At 40.3% G+C, this 26884-nt stretch carries 32 protein-coding genes and 1 pseudogene; 11 read left to right on the forward strand and 22 right to left on the reverse strand.

Features of this window, described 5'->3' with window-relative positions:
* Nucleotides 1-222: 222 nt before the first annotated feature.
* Nucleotides 223-819: a class D sortase gene (locus ACE198_RS01950; RefSeq protein WP_375374542.1), complete on the reverse strand. Its 597-nt coding sequence runs from the start codon at nucleotides 817-819 to the stop codon at nucleotides 223-225.
* The gene (locus ACE198_RS01955) at nucleotides 819-1967 is read right to left on the reverse strand and encodes a processed acidic surface protein (RefSeq protein WP_375374543.1); all 1149 of its coding nucleotides are present in this window, start codon (nucleotides 1965-1967) and stop codon (nucleotides 819-821) included. The genes ACE198_RS01950 and ACE198_RS01955 overlap by 1 nt, the downstream gene beginning before the upstream one ends.
* Before the next feature lie 375 nt (nucleotides 1968-2342).
* Between ACE198_RS01955 and ACE198_RS01960 the strand changes: the two genes are divergently transcribed.
* Nucleotides 2343-3827 carry an aldehyde dehydrogenase family protein gene (locus ACE198_RS01960; protein ID WP_375374544.1) on the forward strand — a complete coding sequence of 495 codons (1485 nt, stop codon included), beginning with the start codon at nucleotides 2343-2345 and terminating at the stop codon, nucleotides 3825-3827.
* A 202-nt stretch (nucleotides 3828-4029) separates the two neighbouring features.
* On the opposite strand, the gene ACE198_RS01965 is transcribed toward ACE198_RS01960, so the two are convergent.
* The 4 genes from ACE198_RS01965 to modA all read right to left on the reverse strand — a co-directional run bounded on the left by ACE198_RS01965 (nucleotide 4030) and on the right by modA (nucleotide 7040).
* The gene (locus ACE198_RS01965; protein WP_375374545.1) at nucleotides 4030-4584 is read right to left on the reverse strand and encodes a DUF4865 family protein; all 555 of its coding nucleotides are present in this window, start codon (nucleotides 4582-4584) and stop codon (nucleotides 4030-4032) included.
* 127 nt (nucleotides 4585-4711) lie between these two features.
* Nucleotides 4712-5290: a hypothetical protein gene (locus ACE198_RS01970; RefSeq protein WP_375374546.1), complete on the reverse strand. Its 579-nt coding sequence runs from the start codon at nucleotides 5288-5290 to the stop codon at nucleotides 4712-4714.
* Nucleotides 5291-5588: 298 nt separating this feature from the next.
* A complete protein-coding gene (gene modB / locus ACE198_RS01975) occupies nucleotides 5589-6245 on the reverse strand; it encodes a molybdate ABC transporter permease subunit (protein WP_375374547.1) in 657 nt (218 codons plus the stop codon).
* Between the two features lie 3 nt (nucleotides 6246-6248).
* The gene (modA, locus tag ACE198_RS01980) at nucleotides 6249-7040 is read right to left on the reverse strand and encodes a molybdate ABC transporter substrate-binding protein (RefSeq protein ID WP_375374548.1); all 792 of its coding nucleotides are present in this window, start codon (nucleotides 7038-7040) and stop codon (nucleotides 6249-6251) included.
* Between the two features lie 126 nt (nucleotides 7041-7166).
* Here modA and ACE198_RS01985 point away from each other — a divergent pair, with 126 nt between their 5' ends.
* On the forward strand, nucleotides 7167-8093 hold the full coding sequence (locus ACE198_RS01985; RefSeq protein ID WP_375374549.1) for a substrate-binding domain-containing protein: 927 nt from the start codon (nucleotides 7167-7169) through the stop codon (nucleotides 8091-8093).
* Between the two features lie 230 nt (nucleotides 8094-8323).
* Here ACE198_RS01985 and ACE198_RS01990 read toward each other — a convergent pair whose 3' ends face one another.
* The 4 genes from ACE198_RS01990 to ACE198_RS02005 form a co-directional block, all read right to left on the reverse strand.
* A complete protein-coding gene (locus tag ACE198_RS01990; protein ID WP_375374550.1) occupies nucleotides 8324-8815 on the reverse strand; it encodes a CBO0543 family protein in 492 nt (163 codons plus the stop codon).
* A 92-nt stretch (nucleotides 8816-8907) separates the two neighbouring features.
* Nucleotides 8908-9486 (reverse strand): CBO0543 family protein, encoded by a 579-nt coding sequence (locus ACE198_RS01995; RefSeq protein WP_375374551.1) that lies wholly within the window; start codon nucleotides 9484-9486, stop codon nucleotides 8908-8910.
* Nucleotides 9487-9542: 56 nt separating this feature from the next.
* Entirely contained in the window at nucleotides 9543-9719 is a 177-nt protein-coding gene (locus tag ACE198_RS02000; protein WP_180229960.1) for a hypothetical protein, read from the reverse strand.
* 422 nt (nucleotides 9720-10141) lie between these two features.
* Nucleotides 10142-10285, reverse strand: a complete 144-nt coding sequence (locus tag ACE198_RS02005; RefSeq protein WP_251459459.1) for a YwzD family small protein — start codon at nucleotides 10283-10285, stop codon at nucleotides 10142-10144.
* Nucleotides 10286-10581: 296 nt separating this feature from the next.
* Here ACE198_RS02005 and ACE198_RS02010 point away from each other — a divergent pair, with 296 nt between their 5' ends.
* A complete protein-coding gene (locus ACE198_RS02010; RefSeq protein ID WP_375374552.1) occupies nucleotides 10582-11793 on the forward strand; it encodes a C40 family peptidase in 1212 nt (403 codons plus the stop codon).
* Nucleotides 11794-11863: 70 nt separating this feature from the next.
* Here ACE198_RS02010 and ACE198_RS02015 read toward each other — a convergent pair whose 3' ends face one another.
* The gene (locus ACE198_RS02015) at nucleotides 11864-12679 is read right to left on the reverse strand and encodes a putative protein N(5)-glutamine methyltransferase (RefSeq protein WP_375374553.1); all 816 of its coding nucleotides are present in this window, start codon (nucleotides 12677-12679) and stop codon (nucleotides 11864-11866) included.
* 47 nt (nucleotides 12680-12726) lie between these two features.
* On the opposite strand from ACE198_RS02015, the gene ACE198_RS02020 reads away from it, so the two are divergent.
* Nucleotides 12727-13230: a DUF3231 family protein gene (locus ACE198_RS02020; RefSeq protein ID WP_375374554.1), complete on the forward strand. Its 504-nt coding sequence runs from the start codon at nucleotides 12727-12729 to the stop codon at nucleotides 13228-13230.
* A 41-nt stretch (nucleotides 13231-13271) separates the two neighbouring features.
* On the opposite strand, the gene ACE198_RS02025 is transcribed toward ACE198_RS02020, so the two are convergent.
* Entirely contained in the window at nucleotides 13272-13793 is a 522-nt protein-coding gene (locus ACE198_RS02025; protein WP_375374555.1) for a GNAT family N-acetyltransferase, read from the reverse strand.
* Nucleotides 13794-13924: 131 nt separating this feature from the next.
* On the opposite strand from ACE198_RS02025, the gene ACE198_RS02030 reads away from it, so the two are divergent.
* Nucleotides 13925-14437: a GNAT family N-acetyltransferase gene (locus tag ACE198_RS02030; protein WP_375374556.1), complete on the forward strand. Its 513-nt coding sequence runs from the start codon at nucleotides 13925-13927 to the stop codon at nucleotides 14435-14437.
* 48 nt (nucleotides 14438-14485) lie between these two features.
* Here ACE198_RS02030 and ACE198_RS02035 read toward each other — a convergent pair whose 3' ends face one another.
* The 5 genes from ACE198_RS02035 to ACE198_RS02055 form a co-directional block, all read right to left on the reverse strand.
* Complete coding sequence (locus ACE198_RS02035; protein ID WP_375374557.1) at nucleotides 14486-15007, reverse strand: hypothetical protein; 522 nt, start codon at nucleotides 15005-15007, stop codon at nucleotides 14486-14488.
* Between the two features lie 17 nt (nucleotides 15008-15024).
* The gene (locus ACE198_RS02040; RefSeq protein ID WP_375374558.1) at nucleotides 15025-15480 is read right to left on the reverse strand and encodes a hypothetical protein; all 456 of its coding nucleotides are present in this window, start codon (nucleotides 15478-15480) and stop codon (nucleotides 15025-15027) included.
* A gap of 9 nt (nucleotides 15481-15489) precedes the next feature.
* Entirely contained in the window at nucleotides 15490-16011 is a 522-nt protein-coding gene (locus ACE198_RS02045) for a CBO0543 family protein (protein WP_375374559.1), read from the reverse strand.
* Nucleotides 16012-16321: 310 nt separating this feature from the next.
* Nucleotides 16322-16669 (reverse strand): hypothetical protein, encoded by a 348-nt coding sequence (locus tag ACE198_RS02050; protein WP_375374560.1) that lies wholly within the window; start codon nucleotides 16667-16669, stop codon nucleotides 16322-16324.
* 77 nt (nucleotides 16670-16746) lie between these two features.
* Nucleotides 16747-17214, reverse strand: a complete 468-nt coding sequence (locus tag ACE198_RS02055; protein ID WP_375374561.1) for a GNAT family N-acetyltransferase — start codon at nucleotides 17212-17214, stop codon at nucleotides 16747-16749.
* 873 nt (nucleotides 17215-18087) lie between these two features.
* Between ACE198_RS02055 and ACE198_RS02060 the strand changes: the two are divergent.
* Nucleotides 18088-18171, forward strand: a pseudogene (locus tag ACE198_RS02060) (YjcZ family sporulation protein); the annotation flags it as partial.
* A gap of 117 nt (nucleotides 18172-18288) precedes the next feature.
* Here ACE198_RS02060 and ACE198_RS02065 read toward each other — a convergent pair.
* Complete coding sequence (locus tag ACE198_RS02065) at nucleotides 18289-19080, reverse strand: hypothetical protein (RefSeq protein ID WP_375374562.1); 792 nt, start codon at nucleotides 19078-19080, stop codon at nucleotides 18289-18291.
* A gap of 130 nt (nucleotides 19081-19210) precedes the next feature.
* A complete protein-coding gene (locus tag ACE198_RS02070) occupies nucleotides 19211-19807 on the reverse strand; it encodes a YitT family protein (protein WP_251459468.1) in 597 nt (198 codons plus the stop codon).
* 204 nt (nucleotides 19808-20011) lie between these two features.
* On the opposite strand from ACE198_RS02070, the gene ACE198_RS02075 reads away from it, so the two are divergent.
* Nucleotides 20012-20632: a DUF47 domain-containing protein gene (locus ACE198_RS02075; protein ID WP_375374563.1), complete on the forward strand. Its 621-nt coding sequence runs from the start codon at nucleotides 20012-20014 to the stop codon at nucleotides 20630-20632.
* A gap of 32 nt (nucleotides 20633-20664) precedes the next feature.
* Here the strand turns inward: ACE198_RS02075 and ACE198_RS02080 are convergent, their stop codons facing one another.
* Both ACE198_RS02080 and ACE198_RS02085 read right to left on the reverse strand, forming a co-directional pair.
* Nucleotides 20665-20895 carry a hypothetical protein gene (locus tag ACE198_RS02080; protein ID WP_098571463.1) on the reverse strand — a complete coding sequence of 77 codons (231 nt, stop codon included), beginning with the start codon at nucleotides 20893-20895 and terminating at the stop codon, nucleotides 20665-20667.
* On the reverse strand, nucleotides 20888-21751 hold the full coding sequence (locus tag ACE198_RS02085) for a ParM/StbA family protein (RefSeq protein WP_098571464.1): 864 nt from the start codon (nucleotides 21749-21751) through the stop codon (nucleotides 20888-20890). The genes ACE198_RS02080 and ACE198_RS02085 overlap by 8 nt, the downstream gene beginning before the upstream one ends.
* 239 nt (nucleotides 21752-21990) lie before the next feature.
* On the opposite strand from ACE198_RS02085, the gene ACE198_RS02090 reads away from it, so the two are divergent.
* Nucleotides 21991-23526 (forward strand): multicopper oxidase family protein, encoded by a 1536-nt coding sequence (locus ACE198_RS02090; protein WP_375374564.1) that lies wholly within the window; start codon nucleotides 21991-21993, stop codon nucleotides 23524-23526.
* Between the two features lie 120 nt (nucleotides 23527-23646).
* Entirely contained in the window at nucleotides 23647-24078 is a 432-nt protein-coding gene (locus ACE198_RS02095) for a hypothetical protein (protein WP_375374565.1), read from the forward strand.
* A 268-nt stretch (nucleotides 24079-24346) separates the two neighbouring features.
* Here ACE198_RS02095 and ACE198_RS02100 read toward each other — a convergent pair whose 3' ends face one another.
* A complete protein-coding gene (locus ACE198_RS02100; RefSeq protein WP_375374566.1) occupies nucleotides 24347-24766 on the reverse strand; it encodes a hypothetical protein in 420 nt (139 codons plus the stop codon).
* Between the two features lie 119 nt (nucleotides 24767-24885).
* Between ACE198_RS02100 and ACE198_RS02105 the strand changes: the two genes are divergently transcribed.
* Complete coding sequence (locus tag ACE198_RS02105; protein ID WP_180229963.1) at nucleotides 24886-25023, forward strand: hypothetical protein; 138 nt, start codon at nucleotides 24886-24888, stop codon at nucleotides 25021-25023.
* 168 nt (nucleotides 25024-25191) lie between these two features.
* Nucleotides 25192-26823, forward strand: a complete 1632-nt coding sequence (locus tag ACE198_RS02110) for an SWIM zinc finger family protein (RefSeq protein WP_251459473.1) — start codon at nucleotides 25192-25194, stop codon at nucleotides 26821-26823.
* Nucleotides 26824-26884: the final 61 nt, after the last annotated feature.

The raw sequence follows: 26884 nt of genomic DNA on the forward strand, positions 1-26884 counted from the left end.
CATTTAGCCGGAAATTTTCCGCTTATTTTCCTTTTGCTGGCTACTCGATTAAAGACAAGGCATCTTATTTAAAAGAGAGTGAGGTTTTCGTAGTCCTAATAAAGAAACTCGCCAATTTATTTCAATGGCGAGTTTAATCTTTTTATATACCCATACGACTGGGCGGAACCCTATTGCATGCTATCTTTGCCCTTTTATTTTCCGTTCTCATTTATAGGAACATTACATAGAGCTAATTAAATCTGCTATTAAAATATAGCGCTGCGGTGCGTCTCCAATGTATGAAAATGGATAACAGGTCGTAACCGTCAGAGTAGCCCTCGGTTTAGGGACAATCACAGTCCGATCATCGGCATCAACAATTCGTGTTCTTCTGACTTTATAGGTAAACTTGCCCGCAGATGTCCTTACAATGAGTAAATCACCTTTTCCGACTTTCCCCAGTTGTCTAAACACCGTATCCCTGTGTCCTGAAAGAACAGAATTATCCTTTTCACCAGGCAGCACGCTACCTGCAAAATGGCCGACTCCTTTTTCCAGTTCATCTTCATTTGCCCCATGAAAAATCGGCAAGGTCTTAGAAAGCTTCGGGATGTCCAAGTCTCCAATCCGATCCCCTATGTTGTAACGGATGGAATAAAGAGGCTTCGAACCAACTTTTTCTTGTACTACTTTGGGTGCCATTTTTTCCTGTTTGTGTTGGAATTGACCCTCATTTGTTTGTTGAAAAAAGGGCTTGATGTTTGATAACACTATCCCTAATCCTACTAGGACTAGGAAGATGCTCATCCACTTTCGAGCCGGGATTTTCCTTTTCATTAGGCTTGCTCTTTCCTCTGACGGTAAAAAGCGGCACCTACTAGAACCAATAATGAGCCAAACAGTACCCACTCGATATAATGGCCGGCTGTATTCGGAAGTTTACCACCTTTAATCGTTCGTGGCTGCTTTACCTTTGTACCTTTTACAGCGGTTTCGATCTTTTTTACATCCTTTACCGTTTCATCAATTAATTCCGAATTAAGCATGTCTGCAAGGAATAATACATCTGCAAGAAACTTACCCTTATTATTATAAAGCTCGATCAGCAAGCCATAACCTTGAGCATCTTCCATTTGAATAAGCTCATTCATGGTAACGGGTTTCTTTTTACTGTCCTTTACTAGATAAAACTTCGGCTTTAATTCAACGATGTTAAAGATTTCGTCTACAATGCTGGCCAACTCGGCGGCCTGTTCATTTGTCAGCTCGCTAGCCGTTTCTAACTCAATAAATGGTTCAAGACGTTTCTGAAATGATTCCATTTTTTCTTGAACCACCGCTTCATCTAGTTTGAGGCTTTCAAAATGGGCCATCAATGCCATGATTTCTGTTTCTGTAATGCCTATTTCAGAAACAATATCCTCTATTCCATTTCCGCCGCCCAAATACAAAGCTACAGCCATATCCAGATCTTCAATCGTTTCATAATCGTCCAGTGAATCGTCATTCTTTTTCAATAAATCCTTCAATTCCTGAAGGGTCAGATCATAATCTTCAAGCAGTTCATTGAGGTTTTCATCAGTAATCGGGGTGCCGATGTCTTCTGTATAATAATAAATAGTTTCCTCAAGGGCATTCATATATCGAAAGACATCCTTAATCGTTTCACCCTTTTCCATTTCCCCATTTTCAATTAGGAAAGCAACAAGGTCTGCTTCATTTTGAAACTCGTAATCTTTTATAAATTTTTGTAGATTTTCTTCAGTAATCGGCTCACCTAGTGTTTCTTTTAATTCATCAATCGTAGAAAAATCTTTCAAACTCAAATCATAGAAATATTCCAGATAGGAATCTAACTCTTCTTCTGTCCAATTATTTTCAGTTAGAAATGCATTTAGCTGGTCTGGTGCGACCGCATTACCAACAGCTGGAAAACAACCAAACAGAAGGACGACTGCCAATAAAATCCTTTGAAATTTCTTCACTTTTTTATTTCCCCCTATATTTTTGTAGAAAAAAAGTGTTCCAACTTTTTATTTTAGAGGAAAGATGAGGGGAAAAATAGTGTTTTTTTGATGAAATATAAGGAATTAAAGTAGAAGATTGTAAAAGAGGTTTCCTCACTTTCTGAATCTATTATGTTTTTTTGTTTAGTTCTGTAAAGTTTTGTTGATATTTATCCATATATGGAGAGTTTTGGCGGTTAAATACGCCCCAATTGACTGTTTTTATCAAAAATTATCAGAATATTTATGTAATTAATAGTTGTTTTCATATTTTCATAGTGTTATCATTTTCCATGGGAACACTTTCCATTCCATCCGTTAAGCGAAAAAAACTTATTTTTAAGGAGGAATTATATGACTCAATTAGCAGTAGCTTTAAAAGAAAAGGTAGAAAAGTTCCTACGCGGGAAGAAAAAATTATTTATTAATGGTGAATTTGTTGAGAGTCAGTCACAAAAAACCTTCGATACATATAACCCGGCCACCGGTGAAGTACTAGCAAATGTTTATGAAGCAGGTGCAGCGGATATTGATCTTGCTGTAAAAGCGGCACGTAAAGCATTTGATGAAGGCCCATGGTCAAAAATGAGCGCTGCGAATCGAAGCCGCCTTATGTACAAGCTTGCTGATTTGATGGAAGAAAACAGTGAAGAGCTAGCCCAGTTAGAGACGTTGGATAACGGGAAGCCGATTCGAGAAACGACTAATGCAGATATTCCTCTAGCAGTCGAGCATATGCGCTATTATGCAGGCTGGTCTACGAAGATTGTTGGACAAACCATTCCTGTTAATGGACCATTCTTAAACTATACTCGTCATGAAGCTGTAGGCGTTGTTGGGCAAATTATCCCTTGGAACTTCCCTCTCTTAATGGCTATGTGGAAGCTCGGAGCTGCACTTGCAACTGGCTGTACCATTGTTCTAAAGCCAGCTGAGCAAACGCCGCTATCAGCGCTTTACTTGGCTGAATTAATTCAGGAAGCGGGATTCCCTGCAGGTGTGGTCAACATCGTTCCTGGATTTGGAGAAACGGCAGGTCAACCGCTTGTTGACCATCCTTTAGTGGATAAAATTGCTTTCACTGGTTCCACTGAAGTCGGAAAAGCAATCATGGCAAATGCTTCTAAAACATTGAAGCGTGTGACACTTGAGCTTGGAGGAAAATCACCAAACATCATCCTTCCTGATGCTGATTTATCCAAGGCCATTCCAGGTGCGCTTAACGGTGTTATGTTCAACCAAGGGCAAGTTTGCTGTGCCGGTTCCCGCGTGTTCATTCAAAAGAAACAATTTGATAATGTCGTTGCTGATATGGCTTCCCATGCGAAATCCATTAGACAAGGTGCCGGAATTCATGCGGATACAGAAATTGGACCGCTTGTTTCATCCGAGCAGCAAAACCGTGTCCTAAGTTATATCGAGAAGGGACTAAACGAAGGTGCACAGCTTGTAGTGGGCGGTGATCGTCCGCAAGAGCAGGGTTACTTTGTCTCCCCTACTATCTTTGCCGATGTACGCGATGAAATGACGATTGCCAAGGAAGAAATCTTTGGACCTGTTATTTCCGCTATGCCATATGACGATTTGGATGAATTAATCAATCGTGCGAACAATAGCGAATATGGACTGGCAGCTGGCGTGTGGACACGCGATGTTGCGAATGCCCATTATATTGCCAACAAACTCCGCGCTGGAACGGTTTGGGTCAACTGCTACAACGCATTTGATGCCGCTTCACCGTTTGGCGGATATAAGCAATCCGGTATTGGACGTGAAATGGGATCCTATGCCCTTAATAACTACACAGAAGTTAAGAGTGTCTGGATTTCCATGCAATAGTTAGTCATACAAAAAGAAGGTGCTGAATTCAGTTAACGGGTTCGGTTGAGAGGTACAACTCTAATTCTCAACCTATTTAACACCTTAATTAGCAAAGTTTTTAACATTAAATTAGCAATAAAAAAGCAATGGAATCATTCTTCCATCGCTTTTTTATTTTCAATTTTTTATTGAACCACAAGAGAGGCAATTAACATTACTTCTAATAAGGAATTTCCTCTTGTGATATATGAAGTATAGAATAAATTTCTCCAGTTAGTGTTCCTAAGTTGTTTAAATCTCTTAAGAAGTAAAACACCTCGTACGTCCATTTGTCTGGATTATAAATAACTATAAATTCTGTATTATCAATCTTTGGAATTTCTTCATCCATTTTTTCTTTTAAGTTATTTAAACTTGCTTGTGGTTGTATTTCCCCTGAGATTTGAAATACATATTTATTCTCTTTGATTTTAGATGTCGTTGTATCAATTAATGGAATTCCGATATTTACCCGTTGCCATCCAAAAGAGTTTAATATATTGTCATAAAATCCATTAAATAAAAACTTGTTTAGACCATTGCTATCTTTCCAAAGATATAATGGGCAATAACTATTTTGTAAATTATTATTAACTCCTTTTTCTGTTACTAAATAAAGTTTAAATTTTAAGTCATCAAATCCGTCTGTTTTATACCCATTATTTCTTACTCTGTCTTTGATTATATTCATATCATAATCACTTGGTAATATAATCTTATATTGTGTTGATATCATTAATTATTCCATCCCCTGTCTCTTATGTATTAGCACAATTAAAACACAAATTGTCAATTTAGAACCCGTTGGAATTGACTCCATTGCTTTTTCGTTTTATTGTTGCTGTTGTTCTTTTGTAAAAACCCTATCGAATAAAGTCTTTTTTTAAATCAATCTCCTTAAACCAAAACTCTAAGGCATCCATTGGTTCATCCCTCGTATGAGCATAATAGATTTTTACTTCGTGTGGTTTTACGTTTTCTGGGAGAACAAATGAAAAACTAAATTCTTTGGATGTCTCTATATCAAATATTTGTGGAGCTGATACAGGAGGATGTTCATTTTTTATCCATTCTTGAACCGACTCTTCAAAGTAATTCCTGTCCATTTTTTCATAATCCTCAGATCTATTTCGCTTAACATCCGTTACTTCCGCATTATCAGGAACATAAAAAACAATAAAATCAGTGGGAAATCTATAAGCATCTAATGGTTTTTTCCAAACTCCTGTCACTGTATATGATTGATTTTCCTTTTGGACAGTAAAATTCAATGAATCGGGAGTTGTATGATACCAAGAGTTAAAAAACACATATCCGACAAAGAGTAAAACTAAAATTACAGGAGCCAAAAGTATAATTGACACTATTCTTCTGGTTTTCCAAAACCGAACCGCTAAAATAATAACACCAATAATGATAATAATTGCAAGGACAATCGACATTTAGTTGCTCCTTCTATATTTTTTATAGCTAAATTAATTTTATCAAAGAAATCTTACTTTAAGAAAAAGTAGTTCCCATTCGTAGCTCTTTAGCACACATTTTTTGCAGAGGGTCTGCCCCTAGGCAGACTCTTTCCAATTACATGGCTAATTTCTAGCTAAAACAAAATACTCTTATATATCAACAAAGAAAAGAAGCCCATTACTAATACGAAATGGGCTCCCAATGATATTGCTAATTCAATTTTTCTACCATAAAACCGAACCCGTTAGAATTCAGTCACCTTCTTTTTCACCTTCAAGATTTCATGGTGTGGACGAACAGCAACATAAAAAATGAAATACCGATCATACTCAATACCCATAACCACGCCAATTCCATATTGCCGGAATCAATGGCTACGTAAATAGCGGTTGGAATGGTTTGGGTTTTGCCTGGAATGTTTCCAGCAAACATTAAAGTCGCGCCAAACTCCCCTAACGCTCTCGCAAAACTCAATATGGCGCCCGAAAGGATCGCTTTCCGTGCAAGCGGCATCGAAATAAGCATAAATAATTTGAACTCATTTGCCCCGTCCACCCGAGCCGCATGCTCAATTTCTCCATCAATCGCTTCAAATCCTGTCTTAGCCGATTGATACATAAGAGGAAAAGCGACAACAGAAGAGGCAATGACAGCCGCCCCCCACGTAAACATCACAGGTTGGTTAAACAAGTCTTCTATGATTTGTCCGATGGGACTATTCCTTCCAAATATCACAATTAACAAGAAGCCAACGACAGATGGAGGCAATACTAAGGGTAAAAGGAATACCGTTTCCACTAAGGTCTTCCCTTTAAACTTCGTATGAGCCATCACCTTCCCAAAAAATAATCCTAAAATTAATACCCATACCCCTGAAACGGTTGCGATCTCGATGGATAGTTTGACTGGTGACCAAAACTCAGTTGTCATTGTCTATTCTTTTACTCCTTTGAATCCAAACTTCTCGAACGTTTTCATCGCTGCTTCATTTTGAAGATAATCATAGAATAGTTGGGCTTCTTTAGGATGCTTGCTGTTCTTAATCACACCTAATGGATAAATAATGGGAGCGTGAGTATCTTCCGCTGCGGTTGCTACCACTTTTACTTTTTGAGAAACCAAAGCATCTGTTTTATAGACAATTCCTGCGTCCACATTGTTCGTCTCTACATATGTAAGCACCTGTCTGACATCCTTGGCATATACCACTTTGCTCTCCATCGCTTTCCACACATTTACGTTTTCTAATGTTTCTTTCGCATATTGTCCTGCTGGCACTGCTTCAGGGGTACCGATGGAAATTTTATCTGTTTTGGTCAGGTCCTCGAATCCTTTAATCTCTTTTTTTGCATCGTTTGGCACCACTAATACGAGTTCATTTCCAACTAGATCTGTCCCTTTTGACTTGTCGATAAGTCCGTCTTGCACCAGTTTATCGAATTTGTCCTCTGCCGCAGAGAAGAAAAGATCGACAGGCGCCCCTTGAGAAATTTGCTGCGCGAGTGCCCCTGATGCTCCAAAGTTATAGTTTACTTTCACATTAGGGTGTTCCTTCTCAAAGGTGGCTGTAATCTCATTTAAGGCATCTTGTAAACTAGTAGCTGCTGAAATCGTCAACTCCACTTTCTTATCTGAAACTTTTTGATTCTGCTCTTCTGGTTTCGCTGAACATCCAGATAAGACCAGTAATAATAGAATCAATGAGTAAATTAAAGGTTTTTTCACTTTCCCTCTCCTTTTTAATTGATTATATTTAGTTATAACTTATTATAATTAGTTATAACTAAAATAAATAGATAAAGAATCGTTTTTTTATCTGTTTCAGTTAAAATAAATGATGGAGGGATGCAAATGTCAAAGGAACTTTCCTATACGATTGAAGAGGTATCGCAGCTATTAAAGGTTTCGAAATTGACCCTTTATGACCTGGTGAAAAAAGGGCAGCTACCTGCATTCCGTGTAGGCAGACAGATGAGAATTGATTCAAATGACTTGGACAATTATATAAATAATCATAAAACGAATCAGACTACTACCTTCCCACCCTCTGGTGCCGATTCTCATAAAAAGGAATCCCCTAACATTGTCATTAGTGGACAAGACCTCGTTTTAGATATCCTAGGTAAACACATCGAGAAAAGTTCTGCCTATAAACCATTAAGATCTTTTACGGGAAGTTTAAACAGCCTCATCTCCATGTACAATGGTGATGGCGACATCGTTAGCTTACATCTGTTTGATGGGGATACAGGCGGGTATAATCTACCCTATATAAAAAAAATATTAGTGGGCTTTCCTTTTATTTTAATCAACCTTCTTTCGAGAAAAGCAGGTTTTTACGTTAAACAAGGCAACCCTTTACATCTCACCTCTTGGACGGATTTAAAACGAGAAGATGTGAAAATTATTAATCGCGAGAAAGGGTCCGGAGCACGAATCCTGCTTGATGAACAACTCAGAATCAACGAGATTCCTTCTAGGTACATAAAAGGTTATGACCACGAAGAAAGCAACCATTTAAGTGTGGCTTCCGCTGTCTCGACTGGCGCAGCCGATTTAGGCGTGGGAATTGAAAAAGCCGCGAAAATAGTTGGAGTTGATTTTGTTCCATTAATAACAGAACAGTATGACCTGGTTATCATAAAAACCCCTAAAACGGAACCACTAATCCACACAGTCAAGGAAATTTTATCATCGAGTCACTTTCAGTCTGAAATTAACTCTTTAGGGGACTATGATACATCCCAGACAGGGAAAGTTATTTATGAAACCTATTAATATGGGGGCCCGGGGATCAGGCTAAGTACCCGGGCTGATCAATAGACGGAAAATTTCCGCTTATTTTGTTTTTTTTATTAAAAAAGGTAAAAATAGACGGAGAAATTCCGCCTATTGGCTCGGAAAACGTTAAAAATAGGGAATTTTTCTATGCATAAGCGGAAAATCTCCGCTTATTCCACCCCGAAGCGAGCTCCATTCTGCACTTAACCGGAAAATTTCCGGTTATTTTACTTTTCCAGGTTTCGGTCCTCTATTATTTTCCTGTGTAAAGGAAGGAAAAAGCTAAATACCACAAAATACAACGGTATTGAAATGTAGAAACTCCAGCCATGAGGCTTTATATATCCCACTTTCCTCATTCCCCATTCAATTAACGTAGCAATGATGGTAAAAATAATCACTAGAGTCCATTTATTTGTTTTCTTTAAATAGTTTAAATACATAACAGACAGCGCCGAAGGAATGAAACTGTAGCTTAAAAACTCACCTATTCCTGTTACGTTCGGGTGGCCAAAATCAACTAGATCCAACATTCTTCCAATTAAAGAATCACCAATCCAGGCAATATATCCAACGACTCCAAATGTAATATACCATTCTCTCCACCCGATTTCTTTCTTGGGCATAAAAAGAGCAAATAAAAACAACAGCAACGATACACTGATCGGCAGCCAATTCCCTTGAGCATGTAAATCCAGATTCTTTATCAAAGAACTCACACAAATCACCTCATATTTATTATTTCCCAATATAAGGTGATTATTTCCAAGTTTTTGGCCATAGAAAAAGACCGCCACGGCGATCCTTATCATCATTTGTTGAATTTCTTCTGAAGCCATAAAAATACGTTAGTAATCAATTTTGCTGCTATAAATCCTAACACATATATAATCAAAAGATAAAAGTAATTCATATTTCCATACATCCGGAACAATCCTAGCCCGGCAAGCAGCGGTTTAAAAACAAGCGAAAAGAATACTGCTGTGATTATCGAATAAACGTAGAAATTTTTTTTATGATTTAGCGTCCATTGGTATACCAGCATAAAAGTAACCGGCACAATACTTGAATCGATAGAAATACTAGGAAGAAACGGTATTAGTGGAAATGGATAATTCCATTTCCCGCTATTTATCGCAAATAAGTCTATGTACGCAGCTAATACGTGAATGCTATAACCGTAAAATGCGATTAAAAACATCTTACTCTTATCAATTTTGAAGACTAGAAAGATGAGTGGTACCACAAGTAAAGCCACCATTATCCAATATTCTAAAGAGGTATATAGTGCATGGTCTCTCCAATAATCGATAAAAGCATTTGTAGACTCTTCTCTCAGTTTCACGGCTTTATCAAATTGAATGATTCGCGGGTCTGACAATTTTATCATCCTTTTAAATCGGTAATAATGTTTATGATTACCAGTAAAAAAGATAATATGCCTTACTACAAATTAATCCGATCGTTATTATACCTTTCTAATTGTTCTTGTAGTATTAATATATAATTCGTCATTGCCATTCTGACTATCGAGGGATAGTAACGACTGTTAAGTTCTTGCTCACACTCCTCTAAATCCATCTTTTTGACCGCAATGATTTTATTTAATTCTTCTATACTCATTGATCTCCACCCCTACAAAACTAGTTTTATAGTATAAGGATAGACAATAATTTCATAGTTTATACCAATCATTCTTGTTTGATTCCGATCCTAATTTTATCCAGGAAATGTCGTAAGTTTTCTTGAAATAGGTCATAAGTGTTTTGATTTATGTTTTAAATCTTACACCAGGTCAAAAATAATTTCACACAAAAGAAGGCAGTCACCTTCTCTAGCTTTTTTTGCGACTCGCTGGCACCATTCACTTCCTATGGTTACCATTGAGCCCATTTTTTCAGCCTCACGGGCACCATTCGCTTCCTTTGGCTACCGTATAACCATTTTTTCCACCCACCCCCGCGGGCACTTTTCTCCCTAAAACACACAAATGGCCACCGAGATACCCTCGGCGGCCTATATCATTCTTATATTTATCTATATATTTAACCGACCATTAAGTTTTTCAAGTCTGCTTTTAGGTCTGCGATTAGTTTTTCTAGGGTGATTTCATGCTCGTTAACGCCCGTTTCGTAAGCTCTTCTCACGATTTCCGAGAAATTATCTATTTTGGAGCTTTTAGCTTCCATCGACCGATCCACCTATTTTTTCCTCCTTTAGTTTAATCTAATTGACAATTTTACTAGATTAGCAGAAAGATGTAAATGTATTTCCAGCGAATTTTGTTATAATTTAATGAATTTTGTAAGGATTTGTTCTAATTGGTGAAGAAATAGTCGAGTTTCCGTCTTGATTATTTTAATAATTCAGGAAATACATCAATTTTTGCTAACAATTCAGGAAATATTTACATTTTTTTCTTCGTAACACTAGCAAACTATGGTAAAATTAATAAAACTGTGAAAAAAATAGAGGTGATTTGCTAGTGAAGAAAACGATTGTTCGAGCCTTATCGACAGCTGCCCTGCTTTCGACTGTATTTGCAGGCACTGCCATGGCCGATACATATAAGGTTCAAAAAGGCGATACCTTAGGGAAAATCGCACAAAAATACCATACGAGTGTCAAAGAAATCAAAACAGCAAATGGGTTGAAGTCGGATTTTATCTCTGTCAATCAAATGCTCCAGATCACGGTAGCAAGGAAAATGACCCAAGCATCACAACCCACCACTTACACCGTTGTAAAAGGGGATGCCTTGATTAAGATTGCCAACCGTTATCATGTGACCGTGGCAGAACTAAAACAGTGGAACAAACTGAGTAATACGGTGATCTATGTCGGGCAAGTGCTAAAGGTGTCAGCGCCGAAACAAACCACGACAACAACCAAACCGATAACAACGACTCCAGCCAAACCGCAGACAACCACGACAGCGACTAGTGTGTATACTGTCCAAAAAGGTGATTATCTTGGCAAGATTGCCGGGAAACATTCAACCTCCGTGACGAACTTAAAGTCATTGAACAAACTAAAATCCGATATGATTTATGTCGGTCAAAAACTGAAAGTTCCTGCCCAAAAAGCAGCTGTGACTCCAGCAATAACGAAACCTGTGGCAACCACACCGCCGAAAACAACGACGCCCGCAACAACTGTCAAGGGGACGACAGATTACGTCGTTCAAAGTGGGGATACACTGGGAAAGATCGCTGGCAAATATAAGCTGACCGTCAATGAGTTGAAGGCGCTCAATAAACTTACTTCCGACAATATCTTCGTCGCCCAAAGGCTAAAAGTTCCTGGGACAAAGACTGAACCAACCGTTACTACGAATGTCTCTGCGAAGATGATCGAAAGTGCCAAGAAACTGATTGGGATTCCTTATGTCTGGGGCGGCAGCACGCCCAAGGGATTTGACTGCAGTGGTTTCGTCTATTACGTGGCTAATCAAGCTGGGATGAAAATTGGCCGTTATTCAGCGGAAGGTTTCTATGACCGCACCTATTATGTCAACACACCGAAAGCCGGGGACATTGTCTTTTTTGAAAATACATATAAAGAAGGTATTTCACATCTAGGAATCTACCTAGGAAACAACCAATTCATCCACGCTAACGATGGCGGTGTAATGATTTCCAATTTACAAAGCAAGTATTATCAGGACCACTTCGAGAGCTTTAAACGATTTTACTAATAAGATATGGACAGTTCCTTACCAACGTTCTAGGCTGTTCAACTAAGCCGCCTTTTATGGGCGGTTTTTGTCATACAAATGATGTATTAGTCCCAATCACAACAGTAGCGTCCCATTCTACGGCTCTCACTATTTTCGTAGTCAATCCTATATTTGTAAAAATCTCAAAAGATTGTGGTGCCTGCCTTTCGCTCGTCTCGATTAATAGATGCCCTCCCGGCGCGAGCCAGTAAGGGGCTTCTGTTACCACTCTTCGTAAAATATTTAAGCCATCCTCCCCTCCGTTCAGAGCCAGATATGGTTCATAAAGGCGAGCCTCCAGAGGAAGCAGCTCGATCGCATTCGTAGGAACATAAGGTACGTTAGCCACAAGGATATTAATGTGACCTTTCATCCATTGTGGTAAAGCCTTATACAAATCCCCTTCAAAAACTTGACCGCCGAATTTCGTTACGTTTCTTCTTGCACATCGTATGGCAATGGGGTCAATGTCCGAACCATACAACATAATTTCCCCATTGGCCGCTGCCAGTGCGGCACCTATTGCCCCTGAACCACAACAGAGGTCAACGACGATATCACCAGAACAAGCTAGCTCTTGAGCCTGCTGAACAAGAAATTTGGTCCGTTGCCGCGGTACGAAGACTCCTCGTTCCACCTCGATCCGAAGGCCGCAAAACTGCGCCCATCCAATTACATATTCAAGCGGGAACCCATCTGCCCGCCATTCCACCTTTTTCAAGAGGTCCTCTAATGATTGCGCCTCTGACACAAGTATCTGTGCCTCCTCTTCCGCAAAAACACAGCCCGCACTCCGGAGCTTGTTGACTATATGTGTGACCGTATCGTTGTCTACTGTTTTTTCTATTTCAATCACCCTTTTCATTTTGGTTTATCACTACTTCAATGAAATAGAAGAATATCCTGCTTCTCGTGAGTTTTTTGAAGCGGGATACGAAGTCATGCGACACGCAAGTAAGCTCTTTTTTTATTGGGAATTTTTCGATAGATGAGTCTAGTGTTTTTATCCAAATTGCTTTAAACACTTCTAAAGATGATGATGTCGTCAAGTGCTTAAATGAAAGTTTAAAACAATGCCAAACACAAGGTCAGAGGTTTAAAAAATTTATGATTAAAGAAGGCATTCACTTACCACCAACAAGTGAAGAGCGTCCTCTTTCAAATCCAGATGGAGTTCCTTTGGGGACAAAACTGACAGACGATGAAATCATGAATGGATTAAGTATTAAAACGGTTACATCCATTGTCCATTGTGCGACAAGTGCCGCACAATCGATCAGAAATGATGTAAGTGCGATGTTTACTCACGCTATGTTGGAGAAAATGCAATTTGGCGCTTCCCTAAAAGATTTAATGAGAAAAAGAGGCTGGATCAAGGTCCCGCCCTATTACTATCCTCCTGGGGCACCAAAATAATTTATCTGGTGCCTTCTTTTCTGATTCATTCGGGCTATGTATCATAGATACTTTTCCATACGAATATCCGTCCACATTTTTCCTTGCCAATAGGTAAAATTGTCGATGCGGCCAATTTCAGTATAACCCAGCTTTTGATAGAGCTTCTTTGCCCGCTCGTTGAATTCAAACACGCCTAATTCCATTCGCTTCATTCCCTGCGCCTTAACCTGTTCCTCTAAATATCGAATGGCTGCATGACCAATCCCTTTGCCTTGCCCTGCGGATTCACCAATCGTAATGCCCAGCCAGGCGGTTCCCGGCTCTTTTTTGAAGAGGTGCGGCGGATCGATCATATAATTCAATTCCCCCACCAGCTGGTCATCGTGGTAAATTAGATAGATGTGATGGTCTTCCATCCGTTTCGTTACCTCCTCAAGGGACAAGGTTTCGCGGCGATCCAAATCGGCTTGGTTTTGGTTGTGGCGCGTTAACGCAATTATGGCCGGATCGTTTTCCCAGCGATTCATTGCTTCTACAATACTTGCAGTAGGTTTTGTTAATTTTATAAACGTCGTTGTCATTGGCGATCTCCCCTTTGATGTTTCCTCCCATCAGGAGGAACTGACCCTATCATTTGTCACTATCTTCCTTTTCAGAATACATGATATTGTATGATTTAGATAGAATTTCACATGAACTGAGGTGCGTTTTAATGAAAGTAATGGAAACAGATCAATTAGTACTCCGCTGGTTAACACCAGATGATGCCGAGTTTATTCTCGAGCTGTTGAATGATCCCTCGTGGGTGCGTTTCATCGGTGACCGCGGGGTGCGGACGATAGAAGATGCTAGAAACTATATCGTAACAGGGCCGATGGAAATGTACTCCCGACTGGGATTTGGACTATTTTTGACGGAATTAAAGGATGAAGCTAGGACGCCGATTGGGATATGCGGATTGATCAAACGAGATGGGTTGGATGATGTGGATCTTGGCTTTGCCTTTTTAACCATGTTCCAGGGAAAGGGGTATGGCTTTGAGGCGGCGGCCGCCACGCTTGGGTATGCAAGAGATGGACTCGGTCTGAAGCGGGTTGTAGCCATCACTTCTGAGGACAATGTCGGGTCCGCGCGGGTTCTTGAGAAGATTGGAATGAAGTTTGAAGGGATGATTCAGCTGCCGCATGATGCGGAGGAATTGAGGTTGTTTGGGGTTGGGGTGTAATCCAGCCCCTTTTCACCCTCGAGGTAATTTTATCACTCGCTTTACGATTTAGGTATTCTCATTAAATTCAGATTCCATCTTTTTTTTATGCTGAGAAAGCAGGAACTCATAATAAATTAAGAATAGAGATACGACCAGCAAATAGGTAGGAAACGAATAGATCAATTTCCAACCACGGTAAGTAAAGACATTCAATTTTACTAGGACAAACTCAAAACAAAAAGCAAAGAGTGCCCAGCAAAGAATATAAAGTGCAATCTTCAGTTTCTTCGGTCTAAACCATTCATAAAAATACACACAAAGATATCCAAATGGAATATAAACTCCGCTTAATAGAATATCAAATACCTCATACTTCTCCGAATCCGTGATTTGATAGGCATCAAAAGGAGAGATGGCAGCAATGCTATGGTCGATTATATTAGGAATAGCCAGACTTAATAGCACGATTAAGTAAGAAACTTCCGTTGGCATTCTTTTGGGCAGCCTCACCAAGAATATACTCAAAACCAAGGCAATGATTATGAACCATTCATTTTCATCAAAGTGTTTTGGTAAATATAAAAACATGCTCCCCTAAACTCCTCTTAAAAAAATTTTCTCCTAAATTTCGTCCATAAAAAATAAGAAACAAGAAGAATAAAGGCCTTTTCAATAAAAGAATAGTAAATATTCCAATTCAATTTAAGAAGAACTCCCATTTGGATTAAAGCGTATTCATCCATCATTAAAATAAAAATCGCCACAGTTAGAGTGATAAATTTTGCTGTCTTTCGCTCGAACCTCAACGAAATCTCAAAAAAGATGATTATCAGAAGCGGAATAAGAATTAATCGATCAAAAGCATACGTCCAAAAATCCACTAATTTTGTCGATACTTTTAACCACATTAAATTAACATAAATAATCCAAGATAACGGGTGTATGAGAAGCCAAACAACAAGCCAATTAAACATGATTTCAAATAGGTGCATTTTTTTGGGTGCAACACAAAAAGAAATGAGAATTAGTAAAGTGATGGATGATATAACGGATATACTCATAAACTCCCCTTATTTCAACAAGTTATGGGATAAATGAAACACATTCCACAAAATAATGAGCCATGTAATGGAAAAAGCCCAAGCCAACAGTGGTTTATTATGATGAATCCAAAGAATAACAAACATAACCATATCAAAAATCAACGACCACCACATATTCCATCCGTTGTAATGCTTAATCGCATTATAGTGAAAATTAATGAGCTCCATAGTTAAATAAATGAACACCCAAAATAGGATCCAGAAGATTTGCTTACCCTTTTCAAACGGCATCCGCCCAAGATAAATCAAAATGGTAGAGGGATAAATGACCGCCATGACAAGGAGATTGATGACTAGATGGCCGTAAAATATCTCTTCTGCAAATAATGGTTCTTGATATTCCCACATACGATGGTCATGAAGTATCATGTTCTTCAAAAGGTCGCCGCCGATAAAAAATAGGATGGTAGGGTAATACCTCTTCCAATTTCTCCAATCCCCCCATCTTATAGCTGCAAGTAAAAATAGGATTGCAAGGAAAAGATGCATAGTATCCCCCCACTCTTTTTTTCAATATGTTAATTATTTCTAAAAAAGAAAGTCATTAGTCAAAGAAGTTTAAAATAATTACATAACCCTATGGTTTAATCGTTTCCAGTGAAATTTCATCTTCATTAAAGATTTGCAAAAAAATAGCCCTCCAGACTGTTGGAAAACAATCCTCGAGGGCATCAAGTCATATATCAAAGGGGGTCTTGAAAAAAAGATTATCTTTATAATAGTGAATGATTCTTAAGAAAATCTTAACCCCCCGCCCTCTACAGTATATTTCGCCACTTAACTTATTGCTTTTCCGCCACTACTTTTTAAATTTGTCAGTAAATTTGCTAAAGAATGGCGCCATTTCTTTAAATAATGGTTTATATTGTTCGGTTGTTGTCACAATGGTGTCATACGTATCAAATAACAATTCTAGATCCACATTGTTCATGATGTTTTCCACTTTATCATGAAAGGACTGTTCCTGCTGCTTGTGCTCATCCTGCTTTTTTCCGCGCCCAAAAAACCAATTATCGTAACGGTTTGTTCTAGGTTTCGAGCTGTCTTTAGATTGAGATGTGCCTCTTGACTGGCGGTCGCCAAACATTACCTTTGAAAAATGGTCCCTGTCTCTTGTCGACTTTCGCTGCTTTTCATTATCCTCCAATAATTTTCCTCCTCTCTACCTCTCTCTAAATAAGCTATGATACGTTCTGTATCAAAGTGTGGATACATGCCCCAAATTTATAAATAGTAACTCATGACAATCAGCTCACCTTTTCGTCCCATTCGACGTTCGCCTTCGTCAATAAACCCACACTTTTCATATAATGCCTGTGCTGCTTCGTTTCCCACGTTTACCGCTAAGACAATTTCGTTGATTTCATGATAATTTTCTTTTACAAATGCAGGTAACTGCGTTAGTGCTTTCTTCGCAAACCCCTTGCCTTGGTGACGGAAATCGGTTGAAAAAGCTCTTAACAAAATCGCATATTCATTGTCCGAATAGGGTTTGACCCCCTCATTACGATGTAAAACGAAAAAAGTAACGAGTTCATCGTTTTCCATGGCTAAGATGGAAGAACGCTCGGAATCTTCGTTAGATCGTTTAATACAATCCTTTGGCTTAGCCGTAAAACGAAGTTGTTCCTCGTCTAATTGATACTGGTCGATTGCATCCTTGAAGCGCTCATGATAAACATAAAATTGCATTCTAGAATCCCCCCTCGATTGAAATCCCTATTTATATAGTAATTATAATACCTAAATTGAAGATTTTTCCAATGGGAATGGATGTTGTTTTTTCTATTTTATTATTTTGGAAAAATTTTTACCCTTTCTACACGCTTGTCCAGTTCTCTTTTATCAACTTTGCATAGCTTATTAGGGAGAGACAGGAATCTCTCATCCGCTGCCAAGCTAAACATTTTTTCACCTCTGGGTGAAGCGTATGTCCTATACATACGCTTCTTTTTGTTTTTCGTCATTAACCGTTCTTTGTCATCTTTGCTATCTTCTTTAAAGGCCGCCGCATTTTCTAATAAACCTGCTAATCAATAAATGAATTTTATGAAAGGAAGAGCCTATTTTAACTGAATGTTGATTTCGCTGTGTTTGAAAAATAAACGGAAAAATTCCGGTTAAATTGGGAAATACCCGTATTTCCTTAAAAATAAGGGAAGTTTTTCCGCTTATCTTATCCAAAACTTTGGATTTTGTCTTATTTTGAGCAGTTAAGCGGAATTTCTCCGCTTATATCTGCTTCTAAAGCTTCCTCCATATACATTAGCCGGAAATTCTCCGCCTATTGAATCTCAAACCTACTTGAAAATGAACAGAGCCATGGGATAAAAAAATTATAGCCTAGTTTGAGTGGGTTTTCCTGTATCATTCCTTATTCCCAACTTCATACAGTATATTTGCGGATTTTTTGAATGATTAGTAACTTGTCCAATCACCTTCTACAGTAAAAAATATAATAACCTTGAGGATGATTTTTACATCCAAATTATTAGTAAAAGGTGGTGAACATCTATGAGTTGTGGATTCGGATACGGCGGCGGTTACGGCGGCGGCTATGGCGGTGGTTATGGCGGCGGCAGCACTTTTGTTTTAATCGTTGTGCTTTTCATCTTGTTGATCATTGTAGGAACTTCTTTCTGGGGCTAGTCTAACATGCCGCTTGATGGAAGGAAAAAAGGACAGATGGGCGTCATCTGTCCTTTTTCCTATTCTTAACTTGTATTCTCAGCACACCCTCAGATGGTTGGAATCGGGGTTACCTCTCTATTTCTTCCCCAAAAGCATACCATTTTCCAGCAGATGTTTAGCTTTCTGATAATCATCGAAGTCCGCTTTTATATCTGCCTCTAATTTCTCTTTAAAATGGCGGTATGATACCTCCCACTCCACTAAGCTTTCAAAAAGTTTGGAAAAACTAGGTTTCATACTTTCCCAATTGGAGTAAATGTGATTACACCTTTCTAACAAATCTTCACGGTAGTAGAGCTGTTCATCCAACCCCATCCCTTTCGTTTTTTCCATCCCAACGATCTCTTGAGAAGCATTGGTTGCCATTAATTCATCCTGGATTTGTGGCTGCTCCTCCACTACCAAACGGTGGTCTGAACCAACTGCAAGCTCTTCCTGAGTCACATCCGATTCCCATAGTTCACCGTAGATTTCCGTTTGCTCCCCTTTTTCCATGCGATGGTCATAAACAACTTCAAGATCTTCTTGAGTACCGTCCAAGTCCAATAATACGTCGTGGCTTTTTGGCTGCGCCTCCACTACCAAACGATGCCCGGAATCCACATCCATCACTTCTTGAGGGGCATCCATACCTTTGAATTGCTGTTCCCACTGTTCATAAAGGCTTTTTGCTGTCAGATAGTCCTCGAATTCCACGGTTTCATCTTCCTGTAATTTCTCTCGTAATTGGCGGCAAGCCCCTTCCCACTCCTCTACACGATCCGTATCCAAGCAGTCTGAAACATGCGGTTTCACACTATTCCAATAAGAACTAAAGCTATTACACCATTCCAACAATTCATCACGGTATTGTTTTCGATCTTCCATTTCGGCACTTACCCCTCACATCTTTTTTTCTATGCTGGCTTTTCATGACTACAAATTCATCCTATGTTCCATGATTGTCCAGGGTTTAGACATATACCCATATGTAAAAAAACAACATGATTAATTATGATTACTTTCCTCCAATCAAGGAAGTTGTTAGACCAACAGTGGTAATAGCTACACATGAATAAAGAACGGAGTCTAATGATAGTAAAACCAAACTTGCCAAAACAATGAGACCATCAATGGCGATAATGACAAAAGCTATATTAACAGAATAAGTTCGAGAAATAATTTTAGCGAGTAAGTCGGTCCCTCCAGTACTTGTCTGATATCGGAGCATTAAACCAACACCCGTTCCAATGATGACACCTCCTATTAGTGCACTTAAAAGGTGGGAAAGGTAAATTTGGAATCGAAGTGGAGCAAGCAAATCAATGAACAACGAAGAAACTAACAATCCTTGTAAACTACTAAAGAAATACCCCCTTTTATTCATTGAAGCGTATATACAGATGGGGAGACTCAAAGCAACCATTGTAATCCCTGCCTGAAAATCAAAAAAGTAATGAAGGATTAATGCAATTCCAAGGATTCCCCCGTCAATTAAATGGTTAGGCACCAAAAACCCATTTACCCCAATTCCTAACAGCAAGCTGCCAATAATAGTAGCCATTAATCTCTGAAAAATATCCATCACCTTGTCCTGTCTTTTTAATCTATACATATGCCGTCATCTAAAAATTCAGAATTGATGATCATTCACCCTTAGTTATAGGAAACTAAAGTTTGTCGCTTTTTTTGTCGAATAAATAAAGAACATAAGCCGGAACGCCTTGTCCAATTGCTGCATTTAATATAGTAATTGCTTGAAAGTACTTGGTTAAAGGGTTTTATAACCAATAATCGGACAATTTGGGGTGGTAAATTGATGGCAAGGGCAAAAAGAAAAGACAAGTTCTTTAACTATTTACTTCGTATGTCTTTAAATTTAAAAGCAAGTGCGAACTACTTTGCGGATTATAACTTAAAAAGCGTTAGTGATCTTGTCATTTTTTCTGAGAAGATGAAAGAATTTGAGACTTATGGGGATACCATGGTACATGATCTCATTGGTGAACTAAATAATGCCTTTATCACTCCTATTGAACGCGAAGATATTTTAGCTCTTTCCATCAGCATGGATGATATTTTGGACGGGTTATACCATACAGCTGCTCTATTTGAAATGTACTCTATAATAGAAATAGACGAATATATGCTTACATTTGTGGATGAGATCAAAAATTGTGTAACCGAAATCGATGCAGCTATTGAACTCCTATCAGCAAAGAAAATGCTGCATTTAAGAGAACACACCATCAAAATTAAAGAAATGGAGTCTGATTGCGACCACATTCTGCGTGATGCCATTAGGCAATTGTTTACCACCCAGAAGGACCCGATCCGAATTATTAAACACAAACAAATCTATGAAGGTCTAGAAGAAATCGCTAACAGCTGTAAAGCGGTGGCAAATACGTTGGAAACCATCATTATGAAGAATGCTTAGGATTCCAAAAAAAAGACCCCTTATGGGGGGGATCATAGACCGAAACTTTTCAACTTCGATTTGTCGATTGGCTTTTCCTGTTTCATACCCTTTTCATGTTCTTTACGAATGATACCAACACCTTGTTCCATATCCCGTTGGATCAGACGTTTGATATATGTGGCAAACTGAATATACTGGTTACAATGCTCGAGAAGCTCTCTTTCATAGGGATCATCCAGGTTGAAAGGGACTGACTTGACCTTGCGATTCAGTTCATTCATCAGCAAAGACCACTTTCCCCATAGAGTAATATCCGAAAGCGTTGGCATATTGCGGACTGTATACTTTGGTCCCGTTCGCTCGGTAGAGGACGGGTTTGATTAGCTCGATATTTTTAAAATGCCTTTTAATATACGGGTAAAGATATTCAGCAATTCCTCCGCAAAGATAGGTCGGGTCGAACAAGTCCCATTTGCCTCGAATCTCCGCCAAGATCGCCTCTGCCATTTGCTTTTCTGTTATGTCCATATGTGTTTCAGCCCCGAAAGCAAGGGTCCCGCTTTTTCTGTCAATAAAATAACCATCTTCCACTCTTAAATAGTTAAAGGTACTACTTCCAGCGTCGATAATGTTCGCAATGTCATCCGGCCGATCCTCCATGCTGAAGTACGCCCCCGACCCTTCAGGTGCGACCTTCACATCATCGATGAAAAATGTTTTCCTTACATTATTCACCGTGATCGTGTGTGTCCCTTTCAGCATTTTCTCCATCATTTCCCTGTCCTTATCCACCATGCCGCGGATTGGCTGCCCAATCACGATACAATTCCCTCTAATTCTTCCATATTGATGAACGGCCACCAGTACTCTGATCTTTGTTTCTTCATGCGCTTTCGAAATATCTCTCGGCTCTCTTATGGCATGGCATTCCCGCCAAGCAATATTCCCCAAGAACAACTTCTCGTCTTCATACTCGACGATGTAGTCCCCGGCTTCCATTTGGTTGGCTTCCCCATTCACCAAATGGAGATGGCGGTAAGGTCCTACTGTTGACCTAAACTTAAACACCTGGTCCCTCGTTCTCCCTTTCACCTCGTAGGCGCCTGCATCGATCGCTAAAATCCATTTGTGCTCCATTTTCCCTACCCCTTTGAACAATATTGTGATGATGCCTATATGTGTCATATATCTAACCCAATTTCAAACCTAGTATATGTGCGGAGTACCACATGTGACACACTCGTGTCATACAAACTAATCATGTTATGCTTTTTCCCTTTTGGATTAGGCCATTTCTGCCAATTTTGATATATTCTCAAAATCTGCGTCATAAATTACTGTGATGACAACCTGATTAAGTGAAGGGAGTGTATCTTTTGAAAAATCTCTCTAAATTTATCGACGAACTCCCAATTCCTCCGATTTTAAGACCCCGATGGAAAGGGCCGAACTATACGTATTATGAAGTGAAGATGACGGAATTTAAGCAATCACTCCATCGTGAATTGAATGATACAACCGTTTGGGGCTATGAGGGCAGCTATCCAGGTCCGACGATTGAGGTGGAAAGCGGCGAAAATGTGTATATCAAATGGATCAACGATCTCCCAGATAAGCATCTCCTGCCGATCGACTACACGGTTCACGGCGCCCATAAAGATGTGCCGGATGTCCGCACGGTCGTCCATGTTCACGGAGCTTGCGTGGAATGGGAAAGCGATGGCTACCCGGAGGCTTGGTTTACTAAGGGATTCGAAAAAGTGGGGCCTTATTTTAAAAAGCAAGTCTATCACTATACGAATTGCGATCATGCCTGTACGCTTTGGTATCATGACCATACCCTGGGGATTACGAGGCTTAATGTTTATGCCGGATTGGCCGGATTTTACTTAGTCAGGAGCCAGCGGGAGCGGTCATTGAATTTACCAAGCGGCAAATTTGACGTGCCGCTGCTGATTCAAGACAAGACTTTCCATCACGATGGTTCGCTTTTTTATCCAAAGCAGCCGAAAAAACCCGTCCCGGGAGTAGAAACATCGATCGTTCCTGAATTTTTTGGCGATACCCTTTTGGTGAATGGCAAAGTATCTCCTTTTTTAAACGTAGAGCCCCGTAAATATCGCTTTCGGCTTCTCAACGGCTCTAACAGCCGCTTCTATCGATTGAAGCTGGATTCGGGCCAGCGCATGTATTTGATTGCGGCCGAGCGAGGTTTGATGGAGCAGCCGATGGGGGTCAACGAAATCCTCTTAGCCCCGGCCGAACGGGTCGAGGTGATCATTGATTTCACCAATCTGGAGGGCAGGAAGATTATCATGACTAACGATGCGCCAGCAGCCTTTCCAAGCGGCCATCCAGTCAATGAGCAAACGGGGAGCGTGATGCAGTTTCGAGTAACCCTCCCCTTGTCTAGTGTGGATACAAGTGTGATTCCGGCTTATCTGATGCCCTATCGGTTGATGAATGAACAGGACGCTTCCAAGTCACGATACTTAACTTTGAATGACAGTATGGACCAGTACGGTCGTCCATTGATGTTATTGGATAACAAGACATGGGATGACCCGATTTCTGAAAATCCGAAGCTGGGCTCCACCGAAGTATGGTACCTGATTAACTTATCTCCGGATTCCCACCCGATTCATTTACACTTAGTTGAGTTTCAGGTCTTAGATCGGCGGGGGTTTGATGTTGACAGGTATACCAAGGAGAAAATAATCCATTACACTGGACCAGCGATACCGCCCGAACCCCATGAACGCGGCTGGAAGGATACGGTTCGTGCGGACCCGAATCAGGTCACGCGGATAATGATGAAGTTTGGTCCTTTTACCGGGTTATATGTCTGGCATTGTCATATGCTGGAACATGAGGATTATGAAATGATGCGGCCATTTATTGTGCTCCGCTGAGCTGAGGCAGTGTGTATTTTCCACACTGCTTTTTGCATGCTTGCAAGCAAAATTGATGAATTTTTTAAGGGCATTCCCCCAGTTATTTGCATAAGGATATAGTGAATGGAGTGAAATACATTGAATGCTCAATCAGAAAAGGCAAAGGCAGCCATGGCCAAGGAAAATAGTCAATCTGATAATGAAGAAGTGATTGCACAACTTGAGAAACAAGTTTCCATTGCCGTCTGGATTCAATTTATTGGTCAAATCATGGAGGCATTTTATTTATCTAAGATCATGTTGGTTAGTGAGGAAGTCAGAGAGAATGCCAATGAAAGACAGATTTTACTGGGGGCATGGATTCAAACCGCAGGACAACTTTTTGAAGGTGTGGGTACCACTCAACAGCTGTATACGGATGAAGAAAAATCGCTCACGTTGGAAGCGCAGCGAGTCACCAATTTCGGGGATTGGCTGCAATCGGTAGGAGTCGCTTTGGAAGCAAATGCAGGTACACAAATCATTCTTGAGGAAATAAGGAAAGCGGAAGAAGAGGAGTACATTCCCTAGCCTTAAACTATATTGTAAAAAGGAAATGGTTATGAATGAATTCATTGTTATTTCAAGCAAATGATGTCAGACGGATATTTTTACGGCCTCATCTTTTTGGTTACCATCCTTTCCATTATGGAAGCCCCTTTTTCCTAGGGGGATGGTATGGCAGTCCGTATTCATTTGGTTATGGTTACCCTTATTATGGGTATGTTTATCCATATTATTAGTGGGAGTCTCTAAAAATCCAGGTGTTCTGAACCTGGGTTTTTAGAGGTAAACTGAATCATTTTTTAAAAAGTTTATTTAAAAATCTCTTCGCCAGCAGGAACACCCACGCAATGGCTGCGAAAGCGATGAAAAATACGACGTATCCCCATAATCCAACAATCGCATCTTGGAATTCCATGTTTCCTCTATTGGTGATCGCTTGTTGTATTTCGATCGCAAAAACTAAAACGACCATAAATGTAAACGTATAGAGGAATGATAGAATCGTAATCCCAAACCGCATTTTAGAGACAATTTTTGAAAAAATAAGGACAACCCCAAATACTAAAATGCCGATGATCCCCATAATCCAAAAGTGTAAGTCTTTATCATCTAACCCAAGATTTAAATAATCATTTGTATATAATTGAATAAAATCATGGATATTATTTAATAGCTCTGTAAGCATGAGAATGATGTCTTTCAATGTAACCACTCCTTCCCTCCATTGTAGAACACTATTAATTTCAATGCTAACCCATATTTTTTCCAGGTATAAGAGAATGATAGTTTGGCCATAATGATGATAGATTCAAAATCGAAGGGGGAACGAGGATGAAGGAGAATAAATTACTATTATCAGAGTTTGCCAATGAGGATGGTTTCGAACTTAACCGCTATATAACGCACTTATTTGAATATTTTTCTAGTTTATCCAAAACTGAAGTGGCAAAGATCGAGCCAACCCCGTGATTGTGAGGGGTGGCTCTTTTTTTGGTGATGATTCTTTTTGGATGTCCATTTGGTGTCAGGCACCATGTGAAATTTTCACATGGTGCCTGACACCGATTTTTTGGGTATAATAGTGGAATATGGTTTTTTATTTATAATTGACTGGATTTGGTAAAGGGGGTTGTGGCTTTGGAGTCGACGCCTGCAAGTGAGAAGATTGAGCTTTTTGGGGATCAGGTGCGGGAATTGCTGCACCCAACAGTGACGGAGGATGCCCGGCTGGTTCAGAAGGGTTTGATGTTGTACCGGCAAGGGCTGGTGAAGCAGGTACAGATATGGGAGAAGCAGATTACGGCGATGGTTCAGGATGTGACGCCGTGTTATGTGAAGTTGAATTTTGAGTATTTGTCACAGAGTGAGTGTACGTGTCCAGCGGAGGGCTTTTGCCGGCATCAGATGGCGGTGTTTTTTGGTGCGTATGCCAGGGTTGGTAGTGTGACTGATTGGGTAGCCGAGTGGCGCGAGCCGATGCAGGAGTCGAAGTCATTTTCTGACTGGGGGTTGCAGACGGCGAAGGATTTGATTAAAGCGAATGGGTCATCAAAGCCAGATTATGGGCGCTGGGTTCATTCGTTTGAGGTCAGTTTTGATACGCTGCTGGCAACGAAGAAGTACACGAGTCCATATGTGATTCCGGAGTTGTTTGGGATTTATGAGCGCCGGATTCATGCGAGTGCCCCAGTGGAGCAGGAATGGCGCTTGCTTTATGAGTTGGTCGGGATTGTCGTTTCGTTTCGGAAGTTGGCTCGGCTGAGTGATCAGCTCGATCATGATGATGATACGGTGAAGCGGGCTTATTTGCATTTGTTCCATAATTTGATGGACGATGCCGAGGAGCTATCGATTAAGATTGGCACGCAGTCGCTGCCATTTGATTTTGATGAGTTTGTTGACAAATTGCGGGCGGACACGTTTGAACTGCTGACCTGTACACAGGGGTTGGAGTATGAGCGGATTTTCTTGTACCGGCTGTTGTGGATTCATTTTTTCAAAAAAAAGGCGTGGCGTGAAGAAGAGTTGGTGAAGATTCAGGCACGGCTGAAGGAGCTGCAGGATTGGGAGAGTCCGGCGCCAATGATGCTGGCTGGGATTCATTTGAATTTCTTGCTGGGGGATGATGAGGCGGCCCTGAAGTTGGTCCGGCCATTTAGTGATGCCGAGATTGCTCCCTATCTGGTGTATTGGATTGAGTATTTATCGGGGCAGAAGGCGTGGAAGCGGGTCGGCGCGGTGGTTGAGTTATTTCTGCAAAAAGTGAAGGGATATTTGGAATGGCTTGGCGGTTATCATAGTTGCGCGACGTTTGTGCGGAGTGCGCTGCGGGCGGTGGCGCCATATTGTGCGGAGAGTGACCGGGTGGATTTATATGAACGGGCACTGCTGGCAATGCTTCCCTATAGTTTTGGCGATTATGAGCATGTATTGTTTGAGCGGAAGCAGTATGACCGCTGGGGCGAGCTGCAGGCGTTTATTGGTTTGGATTATTATGAGTTGCCGAAGGACCGGTTGAAGCTGATTGAGAAGGAGCGGCCCGAGGTGCTGCTCGGGATGCTGCATCAGACGGCGCAGAAGGAAATCGATCAGAAGAACCGGGCCAGTTACCGCTTGGCCGTGCGGCACTTGAAGAAACTACGGACGCTTTATAAGAAATTGAAGCGGGTCGATGATTGGGAGTATTTCTTGGAAACGTTACTGGAGCGGACGAAACGGCTGCGGGCGTTTCACGAGGAGTGCAAGCGGAGCAAGTTGATTGAGGGGTAGCGGAAAGAAGGTGCCGATTCCTGCTGGCACCTTTTGTTTTTGGATTAGTTCTTTCGGATTC

It is taken from the genome of Neobacillus sp. KR4-4 (genome assembly GCF_042136325.1).
In the GTDB taxonomy this organism is placed as follows: domain Bacteria; phylum Bacillota; class Bacilli; order Bacillales; family Cytobacillaceae; genus Neobacillus.

Excerpts from the sequence above, each read along its gene's own strand:
- ACE198_RS02040 (WP_375374558.1), bottom strand. The coding sequence starts at position 15,480 with ATGAGTATATCCGTTATATCATCCATCACTTTACTAATTCTCATTTCT.
- ACE198_RS01970 (WP_375374546.1), bottom strand. The coding sequence starts at position 5,290 with ATGTCGATTGTCCTTGCAATTATTATCATTATTGGTGTTATTATTTTA.
- ACE198_RS02005 (WP_251459459.1), bottom strand. The coding sequence starts at position 10,285 with ATGGAAGCTAAAAGCTCCAAAATAGATAATTTCTCGGAAATCGTGAGA.
- ACE198_RS02045 (WP_375374559.1), bottom strand. The coding sequence starts at position 16,011 with ATGCATCTTTTCCTTGCAATCCTATTTTTACTTGCAGCTATAAGATGG.
- ACE198_RS01960 (WP_375374544.1), top strand. The coding sequence starts at position 2,343 with ATGACTCAATTAGCAGTAGCTTTAAAAGAAAAGGTAGAAAAGTTCCTA.
- ACE198_RS01950 (WP_375374542.1), bottom strand. The coding sequence starts at position 819 with ATGAAAAGGAAAATCCCGGCTCGAAAGTGGATGAGCATCTTCCTAGTC.
- ACE198_RS02025 (WP_375374555.1), bottom strand. The coding sequence starts at position 13,793 with ATGACAACGACGTTTATAAAATTAACAAAACCTACTGCAAGTATTGTA.
- ACE198_RS02030 (WP_375374556.1), top strand. The coding sequence starts at position 13,925 with ATGAAAGTAATGGAAACAGATCAATTAGTACTCCGCTGGTTAACACCA.
- ACE198_RS02085 (WP_098571464.1), bottom strand. The coding sequence starts at position 21,751 with ATGGAGCACAAATGGATTTTAGCGATCGATGCAGGCGCCTACGAGGTG.
- ACE198_RS01965 (WP_375374545.1), bottom strand. The coding sequence starts at position 4,584 with ATGATATCAACACAATATAAGATTATATTACCAAGTGATTATGATATG.
- ACE198_RS02035 (WP_375374557.1), bottom strand. The coding sequence starts at position 15,007 with ATGTTTTTATATTTACCAAAACACTTTGATGAAAATGAATGGTTCATA.
- ACE198_RS01995 (WP_375374551.1), bottom strand. The coding sequence starts at position 9,486 with ATGATAAAATTGTCAGACCCGCGAATCATTCAATTTGATAAAGCCGTG.
- ACE198_RS02065 (WP_375374562.1), bottom strand. The coding sequence starts at position 19,080 with ATGGAAGATCGAAAACAATACCGTGATGAATTGTTGGAATGGTGTAAT.
- ACE198_RS02000 (WP_180229960.1), bottom strand. The coding sequence starts at position 9,719 with ATGAGTATAGAAGAATTAAATAAAATCATTGCGGTCAAAAAGATGGAT.
- ACE198_RS02055 (WP_375374561.1), bottom strand. The coding sequence starts at position 17,214 with ATGCAATTTTATGTTTATCATGAGCGCTTCAAGGATGCAATCGACCAG.
- ACE198_RS02075 (WP_375374563.1), top strand. The coding sequence starts at position 20,012 with ATGGCAAGGGCAAAAAGAAAAGACAAGTTCTTTAACTATTTACTTCGT.
- modB (WP_375374547.1), bottom strand. The coding sequence starts at position 6,245 with ATGACAACTGAGTTTTGGTCACCAGTCAAACTATCCATCGAGATCGCA.
- ACE198_RS02080 (WP_098571463.1), bottom strand. The coding sequence starts at position 20,895 with ATGAATGAACTGAATCGCAAGGTCAAGTCAGTCCCTTTCAACCTGGAT.
- ACE198_RS02015 (WP_375374553.1), bottom strand. The coding sequence starts at position 12,679 with ATGAAAAGGGTGATTGAAATAGAAAAAACAGTAGACAACGATACGGTC.
- ACE198_RS01985 (WP_375374549.1), top strand. The coding sequence starts at position 7,167 with ATGTCAAAGGAACTTTCCTATACGATTGAAGAGGTATCGCAGCTATTA.
- ACE198_RS02105 (WP_180229963.1), top strand. The coding sequence starts at position 24,886 with ATGAAGGAGAATAAATTACTATTATCAGAGTTTGCCAATGAGGATGGT.
- ACE198_RS02070 (WP_251459468.1), bottom strand. The coding sequence starts at position 19,807 with ATGTATAGATTAAAAAGACAGGACAAGGTGATGGATATTTTTCAGAGA.